Source organism: Acidovorax sp. FG60, from assembly GCF_057808995.1.
Window position 1 is genome coordinate 441172 of sequence record NZ_JBMDJC010000001.1, and the last position, 21750, is coordinate 462921.

General features: G+C 65.1%; 20 protein-coding genes. 8 read left to right on the forward strand and 12 right to left on the reverse strand.

The features are described 5' to 3' along the window. Positions 1–170: 170 nt before the first annotated feature. Positions 171–893: an alpha/beta fold hydrolase gene (locus ACODS0_RS02000; RefSeq protein WP_121505597.1), complete on the reverse strand. Its 723-nt coding sequence runs from the start codon at positions 891–893 to the stop codon at positions 171–173. A 159-nt stretch (positions 894–1052) separates the two neighbouring features. Between ACODS0_RS02000 and ACODS0_RS02005 the strand changes: the two genes are divergently transcribed. The 3 genes from ACODS0_RS02005 (at position 1053) to ACODS0_RS02015 (ending at position 8338) form a co-directional block, all read left to right on the forward strand. Beyond that, the gene (locus ACODS0_RS02005; protein ID WP_488832382.1) at positions 1053–4550 is read left to right on the forward strand and encodes a transglutaminase family protein; all 3498 of its coding nucleotides are present in this window, start codon (positions 1053–1055) and stop codon (positions 4548–4550) included. A 159-nt stretch (positions 4551–4709) separates the two neighbouring features. Next, complete coding sequence (locus ACODS0_RS02010; RefSeq protein WP_488832384.1) at positions 4710–7355, forward strand: circularly permuted type 2 ATP-grasp protein; 2646 nt, start codon at positions 4710–4712, stop codon at positions 7353–7355. Between the two features lie 2 nt (positions 7356–7357). Then, entirely contained in the window at positions 7358–8338 is a 981-nt protein-coding gene (locus ACODS0_RS02015) for a transglutaminase family protein (RefSeq protein ID WP_488832385.1), read from the forward strand. Here the strand turns inward: ACODS0_RS02015 and ACODS0_RS02020 are convergent. The 6 genes from ACODS0_RS02020 to ACODS0_RS02045 form a co-directional block, all read right to left on the reverse strand. Beyond that, entirely contained in the window at positions 8304–9263 is a 960-nt protein-coding gene (locus ACODS0_RS02020; RefSeq protein WP_055395479.1) for an alpha-E domain-containing protein, read from the reverse strand. The two genes, ACODS0_RS02015 and ACODS0_RS02020, sit on opposite strands and share 35 nt — an antisense overlap. 146 nt (positions 9264–9409) lie before the next feature. Further along, complete coding sequence (locus ACODS0_RS02025; RefSeq protein ID WP_488832388.1) at positions 9410–10585, reverse strand: zinc-binding metallopeptidase family protein; 1176 nt, start codon at positions 10583–10585, stop codon at positions 9410–9412. Positions 10586–10755: 170 nt separating this feature from the next. Next, a complete protein-coding gene (locus ACODS0_RS02030; protein WP_055395483.1) occupies positions 10756–11073 on the reverse strand; it encodes a BON domain-containing protein in 318 nt (105 codons plus the stop codon). A 109-nt stretch (positions 11074–11182) separates the two neighbouring features. Then, entirely contained in the window at positions 11183–11575 is a 393-nt protein-coding gene (locus ACODS0_RS02035; RefSeq protein ID WP_488832391.1) for a hypothetical protein, read from the reverse strand. A 54-nt stretch (positions 11576–11629) separates the two neighbouring features. Then, entirely contained in the window at positions 11630–11794 is a 165-nt protein-coding gene (locus ACODS0_RS02040) for a DUF1328 domain-containing protein (RefSeq protein ID WP_010463174.1), read from the reverse strand. 197 nt (positions 11795–11991) lie between these two features. Continuing rightward, on the reverse strand, positions 11992–13398 hold the full coding sequence (locus ACODS0_RS02045) for a sensor histidine kinase (RefSeq protein ID WP_488832393.1): 1407 nt from the start codon (positions 13396–13398) through the stop codon (positions 11992–11994). A gap of 125 nt (positions 13399–13523) precedes the next feature. On the opposite strand from ACODS0_RS02045, the gene ACODS0_RS02050 reads away from it, so the two are divergent. Then, the gene (locus ACODS0_RS02050; RefSeq protein ID WP_010463169.1) at positions 13524–14156 is read left to right on the forward strand and encodes a response regulator; all 633 of its coding nucleotides are present in this window, start codon (positions 13524–13526) and stop codon (positions 14154–14156) included. A gap of 110 nt (positions 14157–14266) precedes the next feature. Here the strand turns inward: ACODS0_RS02050 and ACODS0_RS02055 are convergent, their stop codons facing one another. The 4 genes from ACODS0_RS02055 to gpmA form a co-directional block, all read right to left on the reverse strand. Continuing rightward, positions 14267–14692 carry a response regulator gene (locus tag ACODS0_RS02055; protein WP_055395489.1) on the reverse strand — a complete coding sequence of 142 codons (426 nt, stop codon included), beginning with the start codon at positions 14690–14692 and terminating at the stop codon, positions 14267–14269. A 113-nt stretch (positions 14693–14805) separates the two neighbouring features. Further along, on the reverse strand, positions 14806–15555 hold the full coding sequence (locus tag ACODS0_RS02060; RefSeq protein WP_488832395.1) for a HesA/MoeB/ThiF family protein: 750 nt from the start codon (positions 15553–15555) through the stop codon (positions 14806–14808). Between the two features lie 91 nt (positions 15556–15646). Further along, complete coding sequence (locus ACODS0_RS02065) at positions 15647–17083, reverse strand: S41 family peptidase (RefSeq protein ID WP_055395496.1); 1437 nt, start codon at positions 17081–17083, stop codon at positions 15647–15649. A 121-nt stretch (positions 17084–17204) separates the two neighbouring features. Further along, positions 17205–17948, reverse strand: a complete 744-nt coding sequence (gene gpmA / locus ACODS0_RS02070) for a 2,3-diphosphoglycerate-dependent phosphoglycerate mutase (protein WP_055395498.1) — start codon at positions 17946–17948, stop codon at positions 17205–17207. Positions 17949–18034: 86 nt separating this feature from the next. Here gpmA and ACODS0_RS02075 point away from each other — a divergent pair, with 86 nt between their 5' ends. The 4 genes from ACODS0_RS02075 (at position 18035) to ACODS0_RS02090 (ending at position 20577) form a co-directional block, all read left to right on the forward strand. After that, positions 18035–18442 (forward strand): rhodanese-like domain-containing protein, encoded by a 408-nt coding sequence (locus ACODS0_RS02075; protein ID WP_121420926.1) that lies wholly within the window; start codon positions 18035–18037, stop codon positions 18440–18442. Between the two features lie 77 nt (positions 18443–18519). Then, positions 18520–18777 carry a glutaredoxin 3 gene (gene grxC, locus ACODS0_RS02080; RefSeq protein ID WP_015015481.1) on the forward strand — a complete coding sequence of 86 codons (258 nt, stop codon included), beginning with the start codon at positions 18520–18522 and terminating at the stop codon, positions 18775–18777. A 108-nt stretch (positions 18778–18885) separates the two neighbouring features. Continuing rightward, on the forward strand, positions 18886–19344 hold the full coding sequence (gene secB / locus ACODS0_RS02085) for a protein-export chaperone SecB (RefSeq protein WP_055395502.1): 459 nt from the start codon (positions 18886–18888) through the stop codon (positions 19342–19344). Positions 19345–19563: 219 nt separating this feature from the next. Further along, on the forward strand, positions 19564–20577 hold the full coding sequence (locus tag ACODS0_RS02090) for an NAD(P)H-dependent glycerol-3-phosphate dehydrogenase (protein WP_488832398.1): 1014 nt from the start codon (positions 19564–19566) through the stop codon (positions 20575–20577). A 29-nt stretch (positions 20578–20606) separates the two neighbouring features. Here ACODS0_RS02090 and ACODS0_RS02095 read toward each other — a convergent pair whose 3' ends face one another. Next, positions 20607–21293 (reverse strand): N-acyl amino acid synthase FeeM domain-containing protein, encoded by a 687-nt coding sequence (locus ACODS0_RS02095; RefSeq protein ID WP_488832400.1) that lies wholly within the window; start codon positions 21291–21293, stop codon positions 20607–20609. Positions 21294–21750: the final 457 nt, after the last annotated feature.

Consider the following 21750-nt stretch of genomic DNA (forward strand, 5'->3'; position numbering starts at 1 on the left):
AGCGCCTCACAAACTTCCCTGGCGTCGTTGTCCCACCTTGCCGTACTCCTTGTACGGCCTGAGGCCGAACGCCTAGGGATGGCCGCTTCGCTGAGTTTTTTGAGCCGCTCTAAGTCCATCCCGCCCACCACTGCGCCCTCGTCCACAAGGCGAGAGGAAGAAAGCTCAGGTCAGATCCATCCGCTGCGCGCCAGCCACTGCACCAGCAGCCGTGTCACCGTTTCAGGTTGCTCCATGGTCAGCATGTGGCCGCTGTCCGGCAAGAGGTGGTGCTCAGCACCGGGCACCAGCGCCGCAATCTCAGCCGAACATTCGGGCGGCGTGAGCTGGTCAGCCTCGCCGCATACCACCAGCACCGGGCAGGCCACGCCGGGCAGGTGCTGGCGGGCATCGGGCCGATGGATGACGGCGCGGTTCTGGCGAACCAGGTGGGAGGCGCCTGCGTCCAGCACAAAGTCGAGATAGGCCTGCACCAGCTCAGGCCGCGTGGCGTTGTCAGGATGAAAGGCAAAGGCCACGTTGGGCTCGATCACTTCGCGCAGGCGGCCTTGTTCAAAGAGTTCGATAGCGGCTTCGCGCAGCGCCCGCATATCCGGCGTCTCGGGCCGCGCGGTGGTGCCCAGCAGCGCCAGCCCTGCCACACGCTGCGGCGCCTGGCGCGCGGCTTCCATGGCGATCATGCCGCCCATCGACGCACCGGCCAGCACCAGTGGCCCCGCGTGTTGTGCCAGCAGGCGTGCGGCAAAGTCTTCGATGCGGTGCAGGTTCACATCCTGGTGGGCGGTGGCGACCTCGGGGCGCAGCGCGGCGGGCAGCAGCGGCAGCACGCCGCGCCACATGCGTTCATCGGCGGCCAGGCCGGGGAGGAGCAGCAGTTGGGGGGATTGGGACATGGGTGAATCAGGGCATCACCAAGTTGGTGCGCAGTCAGAAAAACAGGCGGCCCCGGCAGCGGGGTACGGACCGCACATTGTGAACAGCCGATGACCGCTTGTCACCGCCCCCGGAATAGTTGCCCGCGATGGCTCGGGACTTGCTAGCATGGCCTGCATATGCCCATCCACGCCGCGCTCCACCACGTCACGCATTACCAATACGACCGGCTGGTAGGCCTCGGGCCACAGACCATCCGATTGCGGCCCGCGCCCCACTGTCGCAGCAATGTGATTTCGTACTCGCTCAAGGTCGAGCCCGCGCAGCACTTCATCAACTGGCAGCAGGACCCGTTTGCCAACTACCAGGCGCGGCTGGTCTTCCCCGAGAAGACGCGCGAGTTCAAGGTCACGGTGGACCTGGTGGTGGAAATGGCGGTGTACAACCCCTTCGACTTCTTCCTGGAGCCCGAGGCCGAGAACATCCCGTTCAACTACAGCAGCGATGTGCAGCAGGAGCTGGCGCCCTACCTGGCTACCGACCCGATGACACCGCTGGTGCAGGCCTATCTGGACAAGGTGGACCGCAGCAAGCAGCGCACCATCGATTTCCTGGTCAAGCTCAACCAGCAGGTATCGCAAGACATCCGCTACCTGATCCGCATGGAACCCGGCGTGCAGACACCCGAGGAAACGCTGCAAAAAGCCAGCGGCTCGTGCCGCGACTCGGGCTGGCTGCTGGTGCAGCTGCTGCGCCACCTGGGGCTGGCGGCGCGGTTTGTGTCGGGCTACCTGATCCAGCTCACGCCGGACGTGAAGGCGCTGGACGGCCCCAGCGGCACCGACCACGACTTCACCGACCTGCACGCCTGGTGCGAGGTCTACCTGCCCGGCGCAGGCTGGATCGGCCTGGATGCCACCAGCGGCCTGATGGCGGGCGAGGGCCACATCCCGCTCGCTTGCACACCCCAGCCCTCGGGCGCCGCGCCGATTGAAGGCGGCGTGGACAAGGCCGAGGTGGAGTTCAGCCACGAGATGCGCGTGACGCGCATCTTTGAATCGCCCCGCGTGACCAAGCCCTACACCGAAGCCCAGTGGCGGGCCGTGCTGGCGCTGGGCGAGCGGGTGGACGCCGACCTGGTGGCGGGCGATGTGCGCCTGACCATGGGCGGCGAGCCCACCTTTGTGGCCGTGGGCGACCGCGACGCGCCGGAGTGGAACACCGACGCCCTGGGCCCCACCAAGCGCGGTTTTGCCACCGAGCTGGTGCACAAGCTGCGCGCCGAATACGGCCAGGGCGGCTTCCTGCACTTTGGCCAGGGCAAGTGGTACCCGGGCGAGCAGTTGCCGCGCTGGGCACTGTCGATCTGCTGGCGCGCCGACGGCCAGCCCGCGTGGCAGAACCCCGCGCTGTTTGCTGACGAACGCAACCCCTCGCACTACACCAGCGCCGATGCCGAACGTTTTGTGCGCCACCTCACGCGCAAGCTGGGCATCACCGACCGCTACATCCAGCCCGGTTATGAAGACACCTTCTACTACCTGTGGCGCGAGCGGCGCCTGCCGGTCAACGTGGACCCGTTTGACGCGCGCCTGGACGATGAGCTGGAGCGCGCACGCCTTCGCCGCGTGTTCGAGCAAAAACTCGACAGCGTGGTGGGCTACGTGCTGCCGCTGCAGGCAGGCGAAGGCGCTGGCACGCTGGTGGGCAGCGTGTGGAGCACCGGGCCGTGGTTCTTCCGCGATGACCGCATGCTGCTCATCCCCGGCGATTCGCCCATGGGCTACCGCCTGCCGCTGGACGCCCTGCCCTGGGTGAAGGCGTCGGACACCGATCACCTGATCGCGCAAGACCCGACTGCACCCCAGGGCCCGCTGGCCGCTGCCGCCACGCTGCGTGCGCGGTATTCCGTTCCAGCGGGCCCTGTCACCGGCGACCGCGACCTGCCCTACCTGGCGGGCGCCACCGCACCGGGCGAGGCACGCCGCATGGCGCAAGGCACTGCGGGCGGCGACCACGCGCGCCAGGCAGGGCAGCCCGACCCCCATGCGGGCGTGCAGCCCCCGGGCAAGTTCCAGTCGGCCGCAGGCCTGTCACGCACCGCCCTGTGCGTGGAGGTGCGCGACCCGCGCCGCGCCAGCGGCCCCAAGGCGGAGAAGGTGGGCGAGAAGTACGGCGTTTTGTACGTGTTCATGCCGCCCCTGGCACGCCTGGACGACTACCTGGACCTGCTGGCCGCCATCGAAGCCACGGCCGAAGAGCTGGGCATGAAGATCGTGCTCGAAGGCTACCCGCCCCCGCGCGACGCACGCCTGAAGGTGCTGGCAGTCACGCCCGACCCGGGCGTGATCGAAGTGAACATCCACCCCGCCAGCCATTGGAAGGAGCTGGTGCAGCACACCGAGTTTCTGTACCAGGCCGCGTGGGAGACGCGCCTGTCGGCCGAGAAGTTCATGACCGATGGCCGCCACACCGGCACCGGCGGCGGCAACCATTTTGTGATGGGCGGCGCCACACCGGCCGACTCGCCGTTCTTGCGCAAGCCCGAGCTGCTGGCCAGCCTGCTGCTGTACTGGCACAACCACCCCAGCCTGAGCTACCTGTTCAGCGGCCTGTTCATCGGCCCCACCAGCCAGTCGCCGCGCGTGGACGAGGCGCGCAACGACCAGCTGTATGAGCTGGAGATCGCACTGCGCGAGATCGAATCCAACCGCGCCCTGTACGGCCAGGACATGCCGCCCTGGCTGGTGGACCGCACGCTGCGCAACATCCTGGTGGACGTGACGGGCAATACCCACCGCAGCGAGTTTTCCATCGACAAGATGTTCTCGCCCGACAGCAGCACCGGTCGCCTGGGCCTGCTGGAGCTGCGCGCGTTCGAGATGCCGCCCCACGCCCACATGAGCGTGGTGCAGCAGCTGCTGCTGCGCGCCCTGATCGCCCGCTTCTGGAAGGCGCCCTACCGCGCGCCCGCCGCCCGTTGGGGCACCGAGCTGCACGACCGCTGGATGCTGCCCACCTTCATCCAGCAGGACATGCACGACGTGATGGCCGAGATGAACACTGCAGGCTACGCGTTCGACCCCGCCTGGTTTGCGCCACAGTTCGAATTCCGCTTCCCCATGGTCGGCACCGTCCAATCGATGGGCGTGGAGCTGACCCTGCGCAACGCGCTGGAGCCCTGGCATGTGATGGGCGAGGAAGGCTCTGCGGGCGGCACCGTGCGCTATGTGGACTCGTCGCTGGAGCGCATCGAGGTGCGCGTGACGGGCATGAACGAAAGCCGCCATGTGGTCACCGTCAACGGCCAGCCGCTGCCGCTGCAAAGCACGGGCACGACCGGCGAATTTGTGGCCGGTGTGCGCTACAAGGCCTGGAACCCGCCCTCGGCCTTGCACCCGACCATTGGCGCCCATGCGCCGCTCACGTTCGACATCGTGGACACCTGGATGAACCGCTCGCTCGGCGGCTGCCAGTACCACGTGGCGCACCCGGGCGGGCGCAACTACGACACCTTCCCGGTCAACGCGTATGAGGCCGAAAGCCGCCGCCTGGCGCGCTTCTCGCGCATGGGCCACACGCCGGGCAGGCTGGCGGTGCCGCCTGCGACGATTGAGCTGCCGGGCAGCCGGGAGTTTCCGTTCACGCTGGATCTGCGGCGAAAGATGCGGAGGTAGAGAAGCCCCCCTGAGTCGCTGCGCGCCTTCCCCCCAGGGGGACGACGCCCTTGCTGCGGGGCGGCCCTTGCTTGGCGTCTCTGGCATCGGCCCCGCCAGTTTCGACGGTGCGGGTTACCCGCAGAGTGTTGTCGACCAAATGCCCGAAAATCGAGCGCAGTGAACCACCTCAACGACAGCCTCCCCACCCCCGACCCTTCTGACAGCGCAGCCCAGTTGGCGGCTGCACTGGCGCCTGCTGCGGCGGCCGGGCATTTTGACGAGCTGCGGGGTGCCAGCGTGGCGGACGCCCCCGGCGCTGCCACTGCATCAACCACTCCCAAATCAATAGCAAACAAGCCAGATATCACTAGCGCCTGGGCCCAATTCTTTGATCAATTGGGGCCCGAGGGCTTCCAGGACCTGGACCGGCGCATGCAAAGCCTGCAGCGCCAGGTGCGCGACAACGGCATCACCTACAACGTCTATGCCGACGCCGACGGCCCGCAGCGGCCCTGGTCGGTGGATCTGTTCCCGCTGATCCTCTCGCAGGGCGACTGGGCACACATCGAGCGCGGTGTGCTGCAACGCGCGCGCCTGCTCAACCGCGTGATGGCCGACGTGTATGGCCCGCAGGAGCTGCTGCGCAAAGGCCTGCTGCCCAGCGCGCTGGTGCAGGGCCACCCGGGCTACCTGCGCGCCATGCATGGCGTGCAGCCCGTGGGCGGCACCCATTTGCACATCGCGGCGTTCGACATGGCGCGCGACGCGCAGGGCGACTGGTGGGTGGTGACGCAGCGCACGCAGGCGCCCTCAGGCCTGGGATATTTGCTGGAGAACCGGCTGCTCATCTCGCGCCTGTTCCCCGAGGCGTTCAGCCAGATGCATGTGCAGCGCCTGGCCGCCACCTACCGCGCACTGCTCGACGGACTGCGGCAGATGAGCCCGGCGGGGGCGGATGCGCGCATCGTGCTGCTCACGCCCGGCCCGTACAACGAGACCTACTTTGAGCACGCGTACCTGGCGCGCTACCTGGGTCTGACGCTGGTGGAGGGCAACGACCTCACCGTGCGCGACGCGCGCCTGTACCTCAAGACGCTGCATGGCCTGCAGCCGGTGCACGGCATCCTCAAGCGCCTGGACGACGAGTTTCTGGACCCGCTGGAGCTGCGCAGCGACTCGCGCCTGGGCGTGCCCGGCCTGCTGCAGGCCATCCGTGCGGGCAACGTGCTGGTGGCCAATGCGCCGGGCTCGGCGTTCCTCGAATCGTCGGCGCTACTGGGCTTCATGCCTGCGCTGTCGCGCCACCTGCTGGGCGAAGAGCTGGCCCTGCCGTCGCTGCCCACCTGGTGGTGTGGCGAGCGATCGGCCATGCAGGCGGTGCTGCCGCAGCTCGCGCACAGCGTGATCCGCCCCACCTGGCCCATGGCGCAGCGCGTGCCCGTGCTGGGCGGTGCGCTGTCGGCGCAAGACCTGGCGCAGTGGTCCGCTCGCATCGAGGCCCAGGGCGACGAATACACCGTGCAGGCCCACCTGCCGCTGTCGCAAATGCCCACCTGGCGCAGTGAAGCCGCAGAAGGTGCGGGCCAGGGCGGCAGCCCCATCGCCCCCCGCTCGGTGATGCTGCGCGTGTTTGCGGTGTGCGACGGCCCCGGCTCGTGGCGCGTGTTGCCGGGCGGGCTGGCCCGCCTGGCCCAGGGCGACAGCGGCATTACATCCATGCAGCGCGGCGGCAGCAGCGCCGATGTATGGGTGCAAACAGATGGCCCCGTGGACACCACCACGCTGCTGGCCCACAACCAGGCCGCGCCCGCCGTGGTGCACCGCAGCCGCCAGGTGACCAGCCGCGCGGCCGAAAACCTGTTCTGGCTGGGTCGCTACACCGAACGCACCGAGAACGTCACGCGCCTGGCGCGCATCACGCTGCAATGCCTCAATGGGGAGGACCAGACCTCGCAGCCGCTGCTGACCTGGCTGAGCGCCATGGGCGTGAGCCAGGGGCTGGTGCTGCCGACCGTGCCTGCGGCCGGGCAGGCACGGCGCGTGTTCGAGCGCTCGCTGATCGCCGGGCTGACGCAGCCCGCGCAGGTGACCAGCGTGGGCTACAACCTGCGCGGCATCCTGGGTGCGGCCTCGGCCGTGCGCGACCGTTTGTCGCAGGAACACTGGAACCTCATCGTGCGCGCCGAGGCGGAGTTCTTTGCGCCCCGCACAGGAGCCGAAGACGACGGCGACTATTCGCCGCTGGACGCGCTGCGCCAGCTGGAAGGGCTGAGCGGCCACACCGCCGCCATGACGGGCCAGCAGACCGACCGCATGACCCGCGACGACGGCTGGCGCCTGCTGTCCATCGGGCGCCATCTGGAGCGCCTGGGCTTTCTGGCCTCGGCGCTGGAAAGCGGCCTGCAGACCGGCGCCGTGCACGATGAAGGCGGCTTCGAGGCCATGGTGGCGCTGTTTGACAGCACCATCACCTTCCACGCGCAGTACCAGCAGCGGCGCGACATGCCCGCGCTGCTGGACCTGCTGGTGATCGACCGCGACAACCCCCGCTCGCTGGCCTGGGTCGCACAGACGCTGCGCGGGCGCATTGCCAAGATCGAAGCGGCCGCCGGTACGCCCGGCGAATCCGCCGCCACGGGCATCCCTGAGGCGGCCGACCTGTCGCTGGTGGCCCTGTGCGCACAGGACGCCGAAGGCCGCCATGCCGCTCTGGAGGAATATCTGGGCCGGTGTGTGCAGGGCGTGATGGGCTTGTCGGATGTGCTGGCCACGCGCTACTTCACGCATTCGGCGGATGCACTTCGGCACAGCGTAGGAGCTTGACCATGAAGCTGCGCGTCATCCACGAAACGGTGTACCACTACAGCCCGGCGGTGCAGAACGCCCAGCACATGGCCCATCTGCGTCCGCGCACCGGCGTGGTGCAGCGTGTGCTGACCCACAGCCTGCAGGTGGACCCCGCCCCAACACAGTGCAACATGGTGCAGGACGTGTTTGGCAACACCCGCGCGTTCTTCAGCCTGCCGTTCACCCACGAGCAACTGCGGGTGCGCGCCGAAAGCCTGCTGGAGACCCTGCCCGTGCCCGCCGCACCGCCCGGCGAACCTTGGGAGGCCGTGCGCGAGCGCCTGGGTTATCGGCGCGGCCAGCCCTACCACGCGGCCACCGAGTTCAGCTTTGCGTCGCCCTACATTCCCCGGCATGCCGACTTTGTGGCCTATGCCGCCGAGAGCTTTGCACCCGGCCACCCGCTGATGCAGGCCGCCCGCCACCTGATGTCGCGCATCCATGCCGACTTTGCCTACACATCCAACGCCACCGACGCGGGCACGCCCGCGCTCGAATCGCTGCGGCTGCGCCGGGGCGTGTGCCAGGACTTTGCCCATGTGATGATCGGCTGCCTGCGCAGCCTGGGTCTGGCGGCGCGGTATGTGAGCGGCTACCTGCTGACCGAGCCCCCGCCCGGGCAGCCCCGGCTGGTGGGGGCCGATGCTTCGCACGCCTGGGTGTCGGTGTGGTCACCGGCAGCCGACGAAAGTGATGGCGCATCAGGCGACAACACCTGGTTTGACCTGGACCCCACCAACGACCGCGCGGCGGGCGAGGACTATGTGACCCTGGCCATCGGCCGCGATTTTTCGGATGTGTCGCCGCTGCGCGGCGTGATCCACGGCGGCGACCACCATGTGCTGCAGGTGGGCGTGACGGTGGAGCCGGTGCCCGCCGCCACGGCCGCTATGGCCGCTGCGCCAGACGCACCAGATACACCCCTCACACCGCCGCAGGCACCAGAAAGTCCCGGCTGATCCGCGCGCCCAGGTCGTTCACCCGCTCCAGGAACTGGGTGAGGTAAGCATGCAGTCCATGGGTCAGGATTTCATCGATGCGTGCGAACTTCAGGTGCGCCAGCAGCCGCCCCGCGTGCCGCTGGGTCTCGGCCGACTGGCCGCTGCCCAGCATGTCGAGGTTGCCCAGCACCTCTTTCATGCAAGCGTGCAGTGAGCGGGGCATGTCGGCCCGCAGGATCAGCAGTTCGGCCACACGTTCGGGCGTGATCACGTCGCGGTACACCTTGCGGTAGGTCTCGAAGCCCGACACGCTGAGCAGGATGGCGCTCCAGTGGTAGAAATCGTAGTCTTGGTCCTGCGCCGTGGCCGCGCCCATGAAGTCGCTTTGCACCGCGTGAAACTTCACATCCAGCAGCCGCGCCGTGTTGTCGGCCCGCTCCAGAAAGGTGCCCAGGCGCATGAAGTGCAGCGCCTCGTCCTGCAGCATGGTGCCCACCGTCACACCCCGCGAGAGGTGCGAGCGGAACTTCACCCATTCGAAGAATCGCGCCGGGTCCTGCTCCAGTGCACCGCTGGCGATCAGGCGGTTCACTTCGAGCCAGGTCTGGTTCTGGATCTCCCAGGCCTCGGTGTTGAGCGCACCGCGTACGGCCCGCGCGTTCTCCCGCGCGGCCTGCAGGCAGGCCAGAATGGACGAGGGGTTGGAAGGGTCTTTGACCATGAAGTCCAGCACCTTCGCCGGAGTCACTTCGCCATGCTGGGCGGTGTAGGCGGGCAGCAGCTCGCTGATGGACAGCAACCCTTGCCAGCCCTGCTTGGCGACCTCGGTCGATTGCGGCAGCAGCGCGCTCTGGTAATTCACATCCAGCATGCGCGCCGTATTTTCGGCGCGCTCGGTATAGCGTGCCATCCAGAAAAGATGGTCAGCGGTGCGGCTCAGCATGGTCGCGCCCTCCCTTGGCGTCGTGTGTGGCTCGGTACTGGCTGCTCAAGGGGTTTCAACAGCCCCATGGCAGACACCTAGCAAGTTCCAGGCCGCCACCCTTGTCGCTCTTTGATGCAGGCAAAAAAACCAAGGAAAAAATGGCGCTAGCGCACGTCCTTGCTGGTTGTTTTGCTATTTTTTTTGACGTTTTGTTTGGGACCCGGTGGGGGCTGCGGAGCCGGAGCAGCGACTGGGGCGGGCCGCCGGGCGGCTTCGCGCACCACGTCATGCACAAACCGCAGTTTGGCCAGCACCTCGCCTGCCAACGCAAACGGATAGGCATCTGGCTGCCCCAAGCTGCGGGTGAGGCTGTTGAGCAGCAGTGTCAGCGGCACCAGGTGCTGCACCATCGACTGGAAATCAGGCGCCGGGCTGGCAAACGGGTCGATGGCGCTGCTGCGCTGCGCCCCATAAATGCCCGGGATCGTGACCTCGGTCGCGTAGCTGGCCGACGTCTCCAGCAGATCGATCATGTGCAGGTAATGAGCCCATGTTTCGGCCCAGTCTTCCCAGGGGTGGGCAGCGGCATAGGCGCTGACATGGTGGTCGACCCAGTCGCCCAGGTCGTTGCCCTTGGCGTAGTGAGCCTCCAGCGCGGCGGCGTAGTCCTGGCGCTCATCGCCAAACATCTGGCGAAAATCTTCCAGGCGGCCGCCGTCGCGCACCAGCTGATCCCAATAAAAATGGCCGGACTCATGGCGCAGGTGGCCAATCAGCGTGCGGTAGGGCTCACCCAGCGCGATGCGGCGGCGTGCGCGCTCATCGTCATCGGCCTCGGCCACATTCAGCGTAATCGTTCCGCTGTGGTGGCCCGTCAACACCGGCGGACCACCGGGCACCTCGGCCAAAAATTCAAAAACGGGTCCGGTGCGCCCGGGGGCGGGCTCCAGGCCCAAGCGGGCCAGGCTGTAAAACAGGCGCCGCTTGGCGGCCTCGATCTGCATCCAGCGGCCCATGTTCGCGGGCTCCGACAGATCGGGCAACACCCGGGTCTGGCGGCACGAGACACACAGTTCTGCATAGTCGTTGGCAGGCACGGCAAAGTTGCAGGCCTGGTGTTCGGTATGGTTGCGGCACATACGGTACAAGCGACCGCTGTAATCCGAGCCACCGCGCCCGCCCCTGCGGCGCCACAGGTCGGCGCCATCCTGCGGCGCAGGCGCCAGGGCCGCGATGGTCAACACATCGGGCAAAAATGCCAGCGCGCTGCCACAGTGCAGACACTGCACGCTGTCGAAAAAAACCAGATGACCGCAATGGTCGCAATTGAATACCCGCATGGTGTGGAGCTTATACCCGGTAGGGTGTGGCAAACGAGCAAGACCCAGGGGTATGCCTGCTGGCGCCCCATGAAAAAAGCAGGCTCCAGGAGGTACCCGGAGCCTGCTCAGCGGTCAGTGCCTATGCGCTACCGGCAGGAAGCCCGCAGCGCAATGTTCAGGCAATCCGGTCAGGGACGAACCACGATGCTGTTGCGCACTTCACGCACATTTTTGGTGTTGCGTGCAATGGCTTCAGCCTGGTTCTTTTCAGCCTGCGACTTGGCAAAGCCCGAGAGCTGCACCGTGCCGTTGAGCGTTTCGACGCTGATCGACGTGGCGGAGACGGATTTGTCTTCAGCCATTTTTGCCTTGACGGCGGTGGTGATGCCGGCGTCATCTACATAGGCGCCAACGGTCTGTTGTTCACGGGCCACCGAGCAGCCCGTGGCCGTGATGATGGTGATGCCAGCGACAGCGGCAAAGGCGAGTGCACGTGCGTATTTCATGGTGTTGTCCTTGTTTGAAAATGGTTGGGAACGCGGGTGCTGGAAGATTGCAATCTGCCGGTCTGTTGCACCCTCCGCGACCGGCGGACTGTAGGGATAGAGACAGGCTTCAGTAGGCGTGCTTGCGGCGCGACATCCAGAGCACCAGGGTTGCGAGTACGGCACCCGATGCTGCGGCGATCACCATCGATTTGCCGGGTTGCTCCGCCACATATTTGGTGGTGGCGTCTGCTGCATGCTGCATCTGGCGACGGGCACGGGCACTGGTTTCTGCGCAATAGCCGATGCTGCGGGCTGCCAGATCCTGGGCACGCGCTGCCAAGTCGTCAATGACGGGGGCGGTCTGGCTGCGGAGGGCACGTACGCCTTCTTCTGCTTTTTCCAGCGAGGTGTTAGCGGCCGTGCGGGTGGACTGCACGGCGTCTTGGGCGCTTTGCAGCACATCATCTGCGAGATGGCGTGCGCCGTTGGCAACTTTGTCGGTAGCGGTCTGGATACTCATGCGGAAACTCCTTGAAGGGGTGGATGCGGAATGTTTGGTTTCACGGCCGGGGCGTCAGCCCTTTTTGAGCAGACCCAGTACAAAGGTCACAACCGCCATGATGACGAACACGAAGAACAGAATCTTGGCGATGCCCACGGCACCGGCAGCAATACCGCCAAAGCCGAACAGGGCTGCGATCAGCGCGATCACCAGAAAAACAACTGCGTAGTGCAACATTTCTTTCTCCTTCTCCTCTTGAGGGGGCCGGTTGCCGGCGGGTGGGTTGGCACATGAATTCAGCGCCTGGAATCCACTGTAAGGAGCATGGAGAGTCAAAGATGCCGGTGCCCGGCGCGCAAGCCTGTCGGCGGTGCAGCGGGCCGCCTGTAGGACGGCGCGCTGCGGCTCGCTATCCCTGGCCCAAGGCCGCTAGGTCAAGCGGCCAGAGAGGGCGGCTGCGACGACGCCTCGGCGCCATGGCGCTGCAGCGGGAGCACGGCAGAGACCAGGGTGCCGTTGCCCGGGCGCGAGGTGATGGACAGCCTGCCGCCCGCAGACTCCACGCGGTGGCGCATTCCCGACAGCCCGTGCGAGGTAGGACGCACCGTGGCGGGATCGAACCCCTCGCCATCGTCGCGCACCTGAACTGCCACATGCGTGGGGTAACCGTGTACCGACACCAGCACCTTGTTGGCTTTGGCGTATTTGCCGATGTTGGTCAACGCCTCCTGCACCATGCGGTACACCGTGAGTTGCGAGGCATCAGGCAACTGCACGGATTCCAGGCTCGTTTCCACTTCGATACCTGCGCGTTCGGCATATTCGCGGGTGAGGATCTCGATCGCGGCCGTCAGTCCGAGGTTGGAGAGCGATGAGGGCCGCAGGTCTTCAATGATGCGGCGCTTGAGCGCAATACCGCTGTTGAGCGTTTCGGTCAGGTGCTTGAGCCGCTCTGCCACCTCGGGGGCGTTGGCGTCGATCCTGGACTTGAGCCGCGCAACATCCAGCTTGGCCGCAGTGAGCAGTGCACCCAGCTCATCGTGCAGCTCGCGCGCAAGGTGCCCACGCTCATCTTCACGTACTTGCTGCAGATGGTTTGCCAGCTCGGAAAGAGTTGCGGTACGGGCCTTTACAAGGCCTTCCAGGCGGTCCCGTTCGCGCTCCAGCAGGGCCTGTTCGCGCTGGTTGACGACCTGCAGCGCCTGCGCCTGGCGCAGATACATGTAGAACGCAAGCAAGCCAATGACCGTCACCGTGGCAATGCCAATGCGCGACAGCATGAGCGACTGCTCGATCTGGTCCTGGCCTTGTTTCACGTGCATGTCGCTGCGGGCAATCAACTCCAGCGCGTGCTTGCGGATGGCCTCCATATGCTCCTTGCCCACATCGGTATGCAGGATGAACTTCCAGGCATCTTCATTGCCCTGCCGGCGCAAACGCAGGCTCAGTTCCATCTCCGCGAGCTTGCGGGATATCTGCCGCGACAGCAGCGCAAATTCCTGCATGTCTTCGGGGGCATCCATGAACAGCGCGCGCAAGCCGTCCAGGTTGGTCTGCACGGTAGCCACCGCCTTGTCGTATGGCTCCAGATAAGTCTCGTTGCCGGTGAGCAGATAGCCACGCTGCCCGGTTTCTGCGTCCAGCATGCTCTGCAGCAACAGGTTGACGGCCTTGCGCGTGTTCTGACCGTGGCTCATCTGCTCCACCGCATCTTGTGAGCGCATGTGACCCGTTTCGTTGATACCCACCAGCACCATGGCCGCCAGCAACGCCATGGGCAGGCTCAAGGCCATCTTGCGGACCTTGGGCAGCCAGATGCGGGTGTTTTCTTTAAGACTCATACGCGGTATTCTGGATAATGTGTGAAGACCCGGGTACCACCCTGCCAACAGGGATGACGTGCCGGATAAGCTTTCCAACCAACAAACATCAGGAGCGGCATCACCGCCCTGCGAAAGAAAGATCGATGATCAAGATTGGCATTGTGGATGACCACGCGATAGTTCGTTCCGGGCTGCGGCAGTTCCTGTCCGAGCATGTGGATCTGCGGGTGGAGGGTGAGGCCTCCAACGGCCGTGAAGCCATCGACCTGGTGCGCAACAAGGAAATTGATGTCCTGCTCATGGACCTGTCGATGCCCGGACAGAGCGGGCTGGATGCGCTGGCCATGCTGCGGGCCAAGGCCCCGGACATGGGCATCCTGATTCTGAGCGGCTACCCCGAAGAGCACTATGCGATCAACCTGATCCGCCAGGGCGCGAGCGGCTATCTGAACAAGGAGTGCGAACCCTCTGAAATCGTGGAGGCGATCCGCACCATTGCGCTGGGCCGCCGCTACCTGACGCCTGCCGTGGCCGAACTGCTGGCCCAGCAACTCAATCGCAAGGACGACGCACCGCCCCACGAGCAGTTGTCGGAACGCGAGTTCCAGGTGTTCCTCAAGCTGGCCAAGGGAGAGACGGCAGGCGATATCGCCAAGGCCTTGTCGCTCAGCGTCAAGACGGTGAGCACCTACCGCACGCGATTGATGGAGAAGATGAGCCTGTCGTCCAACAGCGATCTGACCTACTACGCGCTCAAGAACCGCTTGATTGACTGACATGGAGCAGTGGCCTCAGTCCGGGGTCATTGGGCCTGACTCAGCCCGCTGGCGAGAAGAGTAGAAAATAAAAAGCCCCGCCGCGCGCACCCGCGTTGCAGGGCGCAGCATCACAGCGAATGGCCGGGCGACGACAGGGACTGGCCAGCTTCCATTCCCGCAGGACTGCTGCTGTGCTGGATGCAGTAGTCCACCAGCGCATCAATTTCGTTGGATTTGTCGAAGACCGCATCCACCCCAAGCTGTGCACAACGCATGCGCACATCGGGTGTCGCGTAGTTGCTCAGCACCACCATCTTCTGGCCAGGGCGGCGCGAGCGGCATGCTGCCAGGACCCCCAGCCCACTGCCTTGGCGCAGAAAAAGATCCACTATTGCCAGATCCCACTGCTCACCATGGGTAGCGAGCCAGTTCTTGCCCTCGTCCTCGGTCTCAGCGACCCCTACCGCCTCTACGGACGCCAACTCTTCGAGCGTCCCGATCAGGTTCTCTCGAATGGTAGCGTTGTCTTCAACGATATAGGTGCGGAGTTTCACAGAAGGGTCCCGTTTCACTACCAACGCACATTTACGCTGGTCGAGCCTCAAATTTAGTGGCTCAGCTGAGCGGATTCTGCCAGCCGCCGCACGCGGACGCTGTAGGAGTAATCCTACCGAGCAACACACACCGTGCAGTGCGGCGTACGCGCCACGTTCATCGTGCTCCACTCCATGGACCGTCCATCCAGCATCAACAAACGCCCAGCCAGTGACGTTCCGATGCCCGCAAGCAGCTTGAGCGCCTCGGCCGCCTGCAGGGCACCCACCACGCCCACCAGCGGGGCAAACACGCCCATGGTGGAGCAACGCACCTCTTCAAAATCCGCCTCAGGCGGAAAAATACAGGCGTAACAGGGCGACGCAGCCTGGCGCGGGTCCACCACCGTGATCTGGGCATCAAAGCGGATGACGGCCCCCGCAACAAGGGGCTTGCGATGGCGCACACAGGCCGCATTGACGGCGTGGCGTGTTGCGTAGTTGTCGCTGCAATCGAGCACCACGCAAGCGTCTTGCACCAGGGTATCGAGCACAGCGGCATCTGCGCGCGCCTGGAGCACGGTCACCTGCACTTCGGGGTTGATGGCTGCCATGGCGCTGGCTGCAGACGCCACCTTGGGCTGGCCGACGCGCGCGGTGGTGTGTGCGATTTGGCGTTGCAAGTTGGTCAGGTCCACCACATCGTCGTCCACCAGGGTGATGTGCCCCACACCAGCAGACGCCAAGTACAGCGCTGCAGGCGAGCCAAGGCCACCCGCACCGATGATGAGGGCATGGGACGCCAGCACCTGCTCCTGCCCCTCGATGCCCATCTCATCGAGCAGGATGTGGCGGGAGTACCGCAGGAGCTGGTCATCGGTCATGGCGAGAGTCTCAAGAAAAGAAGAGCAAGAAGGACAAGAAAAAAGGCCGGACTTCGCTGGAAATCCGGCCTTCAGCACAGGGAGCGAAAGCTCAATTTTCTTTCTTTTCGTCCTTGCGTTCCGTCAGTGTCTTGCTGACCAGCACGGGGCGGCCCTTGAGCTGGTTGAGCGCCTGCACGAGCTGGAAGTCCTTGTCCGAACCGAACTCTGGAGCCTTGCGTTCTGCTGCAGGCTTTTTGGCTTCTTCTTCCATGCGCTTGAGGGCGCTTTCGCGGGCCTTTTCACGGGCCTCATCCTTCTTTTCCTCGCCTTGGCCGCTGCCCAGGTGCTTGTCCAGATCGGCCTCGCGCATGCGCAAAGCAGCGAAGATGTTACCTTCTTCCGATTCGTCGATCATCACGTCGGGCACGATGCCCTTGGCCTGGATCGACTTGCCGCTCGGGGTGTAATAGCGCGCGGTGGTCAGCTTGATGCCGGTATCAGGCCCCAGCGGACGCACGGTCTGCACCGAGCCCTTGCCAAAGGTCTGGCTGCCCATGATGGTGGCGCGCTTGTGGTCCTGCAGAGCGCCCGCCACGATCTCGCTGGCCGACGCAGAGCCTTCATTCACCAGCACCACGAGTGGCACGGACTTGAGGGCTGCGGGCAGGCGGCGCAGCGGGTCACCCCCGCCACGGCGCTGGTAGAAGTCGGGCGAGGCCTTGTAAGTGGCCTTGCTGTCCGCCAGTTGGCCGTTGGTCGTGACCACCGTGACGTTTTCTGGCAGGAACGCGGCCGACACGGCCACAGCCGCATCCAGCAGGCCGCCGGGGTCGTTGCGCAGGTCGAGCACCAGGCCCTTGAGGTTGGGTTCCTGCTTGTAGACTTCTTCCACCTTGCGCACAAAGTCATCGACCGTGCGCTCCTGGAACTGCGACAGGCGGATCCAGGCGTAGCCGGGCTCCACCACCTTGCCCTTGACGGACTGGGTCTTGATCTCTTCGCGCGTGATGGTGACCGGGAAGGTGCGGCTCTCGTCCTTGCGGAAGATGGTGAGCGTGACCTTGGTGTTGGGCTCGCCCCGCATGCGCTTAACGGCATCGTTCAAGGACAGGCCCTTGACCGCCGTTTCGTCGATCTTGGTGATCAGGTCATTGGTCTTGAGGCCAGCGCGGAAGGCGGGAGAACCTTCGATGGGCGACACCACCTTGATCAAGCCGTCTTCCTGGGTGATTTCGATACCAACCCCCACAAACCGGCCGGAAGTGCCTTCGCGAAATTCCTTGAAGGACTTCTTGTCGAAATACTGGGAGTGCGGGTCCAGGCTGGCGACCATGCCGGAGATGGCGTCGGTGATGAGTTTCTTGTCATCCACCGGTTCGACATAGTCGGTCTTTACGAGGCCAAACACTGCCGACAGCTGCTGGATTTCTTCCAGCGGCAACGGAGTCATCGCACCACGCGCGACCGTCTGCAACGAAACCGTCGTCAGAGCCCCAGCCACGACACCAACCGATACCCATCCCGCAATTTTGAGTTTGTGGCCCATACAACACCTTTACCGCTTCAAAACCAATATACACCTTGGAAGGACCAAACCCGCTGCAGTTCCGCGCAGGCACTCACTTTAGACAGGGTATCGGCGGGTTTTCCCCGTCTTTACCCAGGCTTTACGCCTTGCCTTGCGATGCCACTGCTGCAGCTGCCTTGGCAGCCGCTTCTGCATCGCCCAGATAGTAGTGGCGGATGGGCTTGAGGTCGGCGTCCAGTTCATATACCAACGGGATTCCGTTGGGAATGTTCAGGCCCACGATGTCCGACTCGGAGATGTTGTCCAGGTACTTCACCAGCGCGCGGATGGAATTGCCGTGCGCGGCGACCACCACGCGCTTGCCTGAGCGGATGGCCGGTGCCATGGCATCGTTCCAGAACGGCAGCACGCGGGCCACGGTGTCCTTCAGGCATTCCGTGAGCGGCACGCTGCCTTCGGCCAGAGCGGCGTAGCGGCGGTCGCTGCGCTCGCTGCGGGGGTCGGTGGCTTCCAGCGCTGGCGGCGGGGTGTCATAGCTGCGGCGCCACACCAGCACCTGCTCGTCGCCGTACTGCTTGGCCATGTCGGCCTTGTTCAGGCCCTGCAGGGCACCGTAGTGGCGCTCGTTCAGGCGCCAGTCCTTGACAACGGGCAGCCAGGTGCAATCCATTTCGTCCAGCGTGTACCACAGGGTGTGGATGGCGCGCTTGAGCACGCTGGTGAACGCCAGGTCGAACTCGTAGCCCTCGGCCTTGAGCAGCTTGCCGGCCGACATGGCCTGGGAAACACCGGTGGGCGTGAGATCCACGTCGGTCCAGCCGGTAAAGCGGTTTTCAAGGTTCCAGGTGGATTCGCCGTGGCGAATCAGAACGAGCTTGTACATGGTTTCCCCAGGAAAGGCAGGTCAAAAAATGCGGGCCAAAACCCAGCATTCTAGAATTACGCTGTTCGCCAACCCAAGGAAGCTTCGTGAAATTCATTATTGATAACTGGTATCTGTTCCTCGTTGCACTGGCTTCGGGCAGCATGTTGCTGTGGCCGGTCCTCAAGAACGCCAGTGGCGGCTCGCTGACGCCAGCGCGCGCCGTGCAGCTCATCAACCGCGAAAAAGCGGTGGTCATCGACGTCTGCGAAACCGAGGAATTCGCCGCCGGCCACGTGAACGGAGCCAAGAACGTGCCCCTGGGCCAGCTCGAAGAGCGCCTGCCCACCGTGGTCAAGAACAAGGCCCTGCCCGTGGTGCTGGTGTGTGCCAGTGGCGCCCGCTCCAACCGCGCCGTCGCCATTGCCAAAAAGCTGGGCTACGAAAACGCCCAGTCGCTCGCTGGTGGCCTGAAGGCCTGGCGCGAAGCCAGCCTGCCTGTGGAAAAAGCCTGATCCGCCCCCAGTTATTGGGTCCGCGATAGTCTTGCCACTGATTTTTAGCCCCACAGGAAGAAAGAGGAAGGTCCGCCATGCAACCCGTGAAGATGTACACCACCGCCGTCTGCCCCTACTGCATCCGGGCCAAGCAGATCCTCAAGTCCAAGGGTGTGGAGCAGATTGAGGAGATCCGCATCGACACCGACCCCGCCGCGCGCAGCCACATGATGGAGATCACCGGCCGCCGCACGGTGCCGCAGATCTACATCGGTGACACCCATGTGGGCGGCCACGACGATCTGGTGGCGCTGGACAGCCGTGGCGAGCTCATGCCCTTGTTGGGCGCCTGACCCCCTCCCCGGGCGCTGCATAATGCAGCCCCATGTGCCCGCTGCGGGAGCTGCTCCCCGGCGGGTTTTGTTTTGCTAGCAATTTTGTAAGCTCAAAGAGACTTCACCATGGCCGATCAAGAAAACCCCGTGTTCCAGATCCAACGCGTCTACCTCAAGGACCTGTCGCTGGAGCAACCCAATTCCCCCGGCATCCTGCTCGAACAAGAGCAACCCAGCGTGGACATCCAGCTGGGTGTGGAAGCCACTCCCGTGGCCGAAGGCATTTTTGAAGTGGCCGTGACGGCTACCGTGCAGACCAAGATCAAGGACAAGACCGTGTTCCTGGTCGAAGCCAAGCAGGCCGGCATCTTCGAAATCCGCAACGTGCCCGAAGACCAGATGGGCCCCATCATGGGCATCGCCTGCCCACAGATCGTGTACCCGTACCTGCGCGGCAACGTGGCCGACGTGATCAACCGCGCTGGCTTCCCGCCCGTCCACCTGGCCGAAATCAACTTCCAGGCCATGTACGAGCAGCAGCAAGCGCAGGCCGCCGGTCAAGCCTCGCCCATCATCACGCAGTGATGTAAAACGCCCCCTGAGTCGCTTCGCGCCTTCCCCTCTCTCTACGCGCTGCGCGCTACGGGAGGGGGACGCAGCCAGCGGCCTGGCAAAGCCAGTTCCGCGGCTACCGCGCTTGGGCCACGCCGGTTCCACGGACGGCCGACGAAGCACAGCGCAGTGGGCCCTTGAAATCAATGCTATTTTTGGCCTCTACCGCACGATAGATAAGCGCAAGCAGCTATGAAAATCATAGTATTGGGCGCTGGTGCCTGGGGCTCTGCGGTCGCCATGAGCGCAGCCCAGCACCCTGCCGGGCACGCGGTCACCCTGTGGGCCCGCGATGCAGCCCAGGCGCAAAGCATGCGCGCCCAGGCACAGAACGCCCGCTACCTGCCGGGCATTGCCCTCCCCCCGGCCCTCTCAGTGGTCGATGGCGACTTCCGCGCGCTGTTGCCCGGTGCCGACCTGGTCATCGTGGCCACGCCCATGGCCGCCCTGCGCGGCATGCTGCTGGCGCTGCGCGGGTGCACGGCTTCTGTGGCCTGGCTGTGCAAGGGCTTCGAGGCGGTGCCTGTAGGTGCCAATTCAGCATCTTTTGGGCTGCTGGCGCACGAAGTACAAGCGCAAGTAGCTCCTGATTTAATAGCAGGCGTGTTCAGCGGCCCGAGCTTTGCGCAGGAAGTCGCCCTGGGGCAGCCCACAGCCCTGGTGGCCGCCAGCGCCCATGCCGCCGTGCGCGATGCGCTGGTCAACGCCTTTCACAGCCCGAGCGTGCGCGTGTATGCCAACGAAGACATCGTGGGCGTGGAAGTGGGCGGCGCGGTGAAGAACGTGCTGGCCATTGCCACCGGCCTGTGCGACGGGCTGGCGCTGGGTCTCAACGCCCGCGCCGCACTCATCACGCGCGGCCTGGCTGAGATGACGCGGCTGGGCCTGGCGCTGGGCGCGCGGCCCGACACGTTCATGGGCCTGTCCGGCCTGGGCGACCTGGTGCTGACCGCCACCGGCGACCTGTCGCGCAACCGGCGCGTGGGCATGCTGCTGGCACAGGGCCAGACCCTGGCGCAGGCGGTGGAATCCCTGGGCCATGTGGCGGAAGGCGTCTACAGCGCCCGCACCGTGGTGCAGCGCGCGCAGACACTGGGTGTGGACATGCCCATCGCCGAGGCCGCCGTGGCGTTGCTTGACGGCCGCCTGCAACCTGCCGAGGCCGTGGCGCAGCTCATGGGGCGCGGCCCCCGGGGCGAGCTCTGACGGTAGAGGCCCCGCGCAAGACCTGACGGCTACCCCACCGACAGGCGCCGCAGCAGACCCTCTTCATCGTCGGGGTGGAAGAAATAGGGGTAGAAGCTGCGCTCCACGCTGGCCGGCTTGGGCTGGCCGCCAAATTGGTCGATGAGGCGGCGCCCCTTGTCGGCGCCGATGTGCAGCAGCACGGCGGGCGCACCCACACGCTCGCACATGCGTTCGGGGCCGATCTGGTCAAAACACAGCATGCGCCGGTAGAACGGGGCGTGGCGCGGGTTCACCTCGATGACGATGTCGGTGGCGCGCCGGGCGCGGAAGGCCACGATCCACGCAATGTGGAAGATGGCACCCAGCACATGCTTGGAACGCACCCCGGGGTCCATTGCAAGCTTGCCCATCTCGCAGATGCGCGCGCCGCGCTGGCGCAGTTCGGCGATGAACTCGGGGTACTGCTCCTCGGCCGCCAGGTGCCCGTCATCCATGCGGACCGAAATCGTCCCCTGCGACTGCCCATCAATCTGCACCACCAGGCTGCTCAAGTCGCAGTCGTGCGACAAGGTGGCCTGCATGCTGTAGCCCTTGCGGGCGTACATGCGGGCCAGCAGCCCCTGGCCCTTGCGGGACAGGCGGATCTTGCAGGTCTTGGTTTCGGCACAGCCCAGGCGGCTCAGGTATTCGCCGGGGTAGTCCAGCTCGACAATGGTCTGTTCTTCGGCGTCCATGGCGGCTCCAGAGGTGGGCAAAGTGGCCTCTACCCGCCCGCGCGCCGTGCGTGGCGCGAGGCAGCCGGGGCCTCGTCGCTCCGTTGAAAACAGGGCGAAAGGCCAGCTTAGCGGCTTCTCTCGTTCCCTGGAGCCCGGGTTGGCATGGCAAGCGGACGAACGGACGCACGACCTTGGCGAAAGGCATGCCCAGCAAAAAAGCCGCAGGGCACCATGGATAGGCGCCCTGCGGCTTTTTTGGCAATCCCCTTGCGGGGCAGGATCAGAACACGCCGAACAGCATGAGCAACAGAACAACGGACAGTGGGACGCCGAGCAGCCAGGCAATGATGGGCATAGTGATCTCCTGAAAAGGGTTGAAGGGGATAAGTGATTTCACTGTAGGGCCCTCCTTTTCCCGCCCGTGTGCGCCAGCACGGCGCGTGGCCGTAGGCGCGCGCCTACCGGCTGTGGGAGC

Excerpts from the sequence above, each read along its gene's own strand:
- ACODS0_RS02000 (WP_121505597.1), bottom strand. The coding sequence starts at position 893 with ATGTCCCAATCCCCCCAACTGCTGCTCCTCCCCGGCCTGGCCGCCGAT.
- ACODS0_RS02005 (WP_488832382.1), top strand. The coding sequence starts at position 1,053 with ATGCCCATCCACGCCGCGCTCCACCACGTCACGCATTACCAATACGAC.
- ACODS0_RS02015 (WP_488832385.1), top strand. The coding sequence starts at position 7,358 with ATGAAGCTGCGCGTCATCCACGAAACGGTGTACCACTACAGCCCGGCG.
- ACODS0_RS02020 (WP_055395479.1), bottom strand. The coding sequence starts at position 9,263 with ATGCTGAGCCGCACCGCTGACCATCTTTTCTGGATGGCACGCTATACC.
- ACODS0_RS02025 (WP_488832388.1), bottom strand. The coding sequence starts at position 10,585 with ATGCGGGTATTCAATTGCGACCATTGCGGTCATCTGGTTTTTTTCGAC.
- ACODS0_RS02030 (WP_055395483.1), bottom strand. The coding sequence starts at position 11,073 with ATGAAATACGCACGTGCACTCGCCTTTGCCGCTGTCGCTGGCATCACC.
- ACODS0_RS02035 (WP_488832391.1), bottom strand. The coding sequence starts at position 11,575 with ATGAGTATCCAGACCGCTACCGACAAAGTTGCCAACGGCGCACGCCAT.
- ACODS0_RS02040 (WP_010463174.1), bottom strand. The coding sequence starts at position 11,794 with ATGTTGCACTACGCAGTTGTTTTTCTGGTGATCGCGCTGATCGCAGCC.
- ACODS0_RS02045 (WP_488832393.1), bottom strand. The coding sequence starts at position 13,398 with ATGAGTCTTAAAGAAAACACCCGCATCTGGCTGCCCAAGGTCCGCAAG.
- ACODS0_RS02050 (WP_010463169.1), top strand. The coding sequence starts at position 13,524 with ATGATCAAGATTGGCATTGTGGATGACCACGCGATAGTTCGTTCCGGG.
- ACODS0_RS02060 (WP_488832395.1), bottom strand. The coding sequence starts at position 15,555 with ATGACCGATGACCAGCTCCTGCGGTACTCCCGCCACATCCTGCTCGAT.
- ACODS0_RS02065 (WP_055395496.1), bottom strand. The coding sequence starts at position 17,083 with ATGGGCCACAAACTCAAAATTGCGGGATGGGTATCGGTTGGTGTCGTG.
- gpmA (WP_055395498.1), bottom strand. The coding sequence starts at position 17,948 with ATGTACAAGCTCGTTCTGATTCGCCACGGCGAATCCACCTGGAACCTT.
- grxC (WP_015015481.1), top strand. The coding sequence starts at position 18,520 with ATGCAACCCGTGAAGATGTACACCACCGCCGTCTGCCCCTACTGCATC.
- secB (WP_055395502.1), top strand. The coding sequence starts at position 18,886 with ATGGCCGATCAAGAAAACCCCGTGTTCCAGATCCAACGCGTCTACCTC.
- ACODS0_RS02090 (WP_488832398.1), top strand. The coding sequence starts at position 19,564 with ATGAAAATCATAGTATTGGGCGCTGGTGCCTGGGGCTCTGCGGTCGCC.
- ACODS0_RS02095 (WP_488832400.1), bottom strand. The coding sequence starts at position 21,293 with ATGGACGCCGAAGAACAGACCATTGTCGAGCTGGACTACCCCGGCGAA.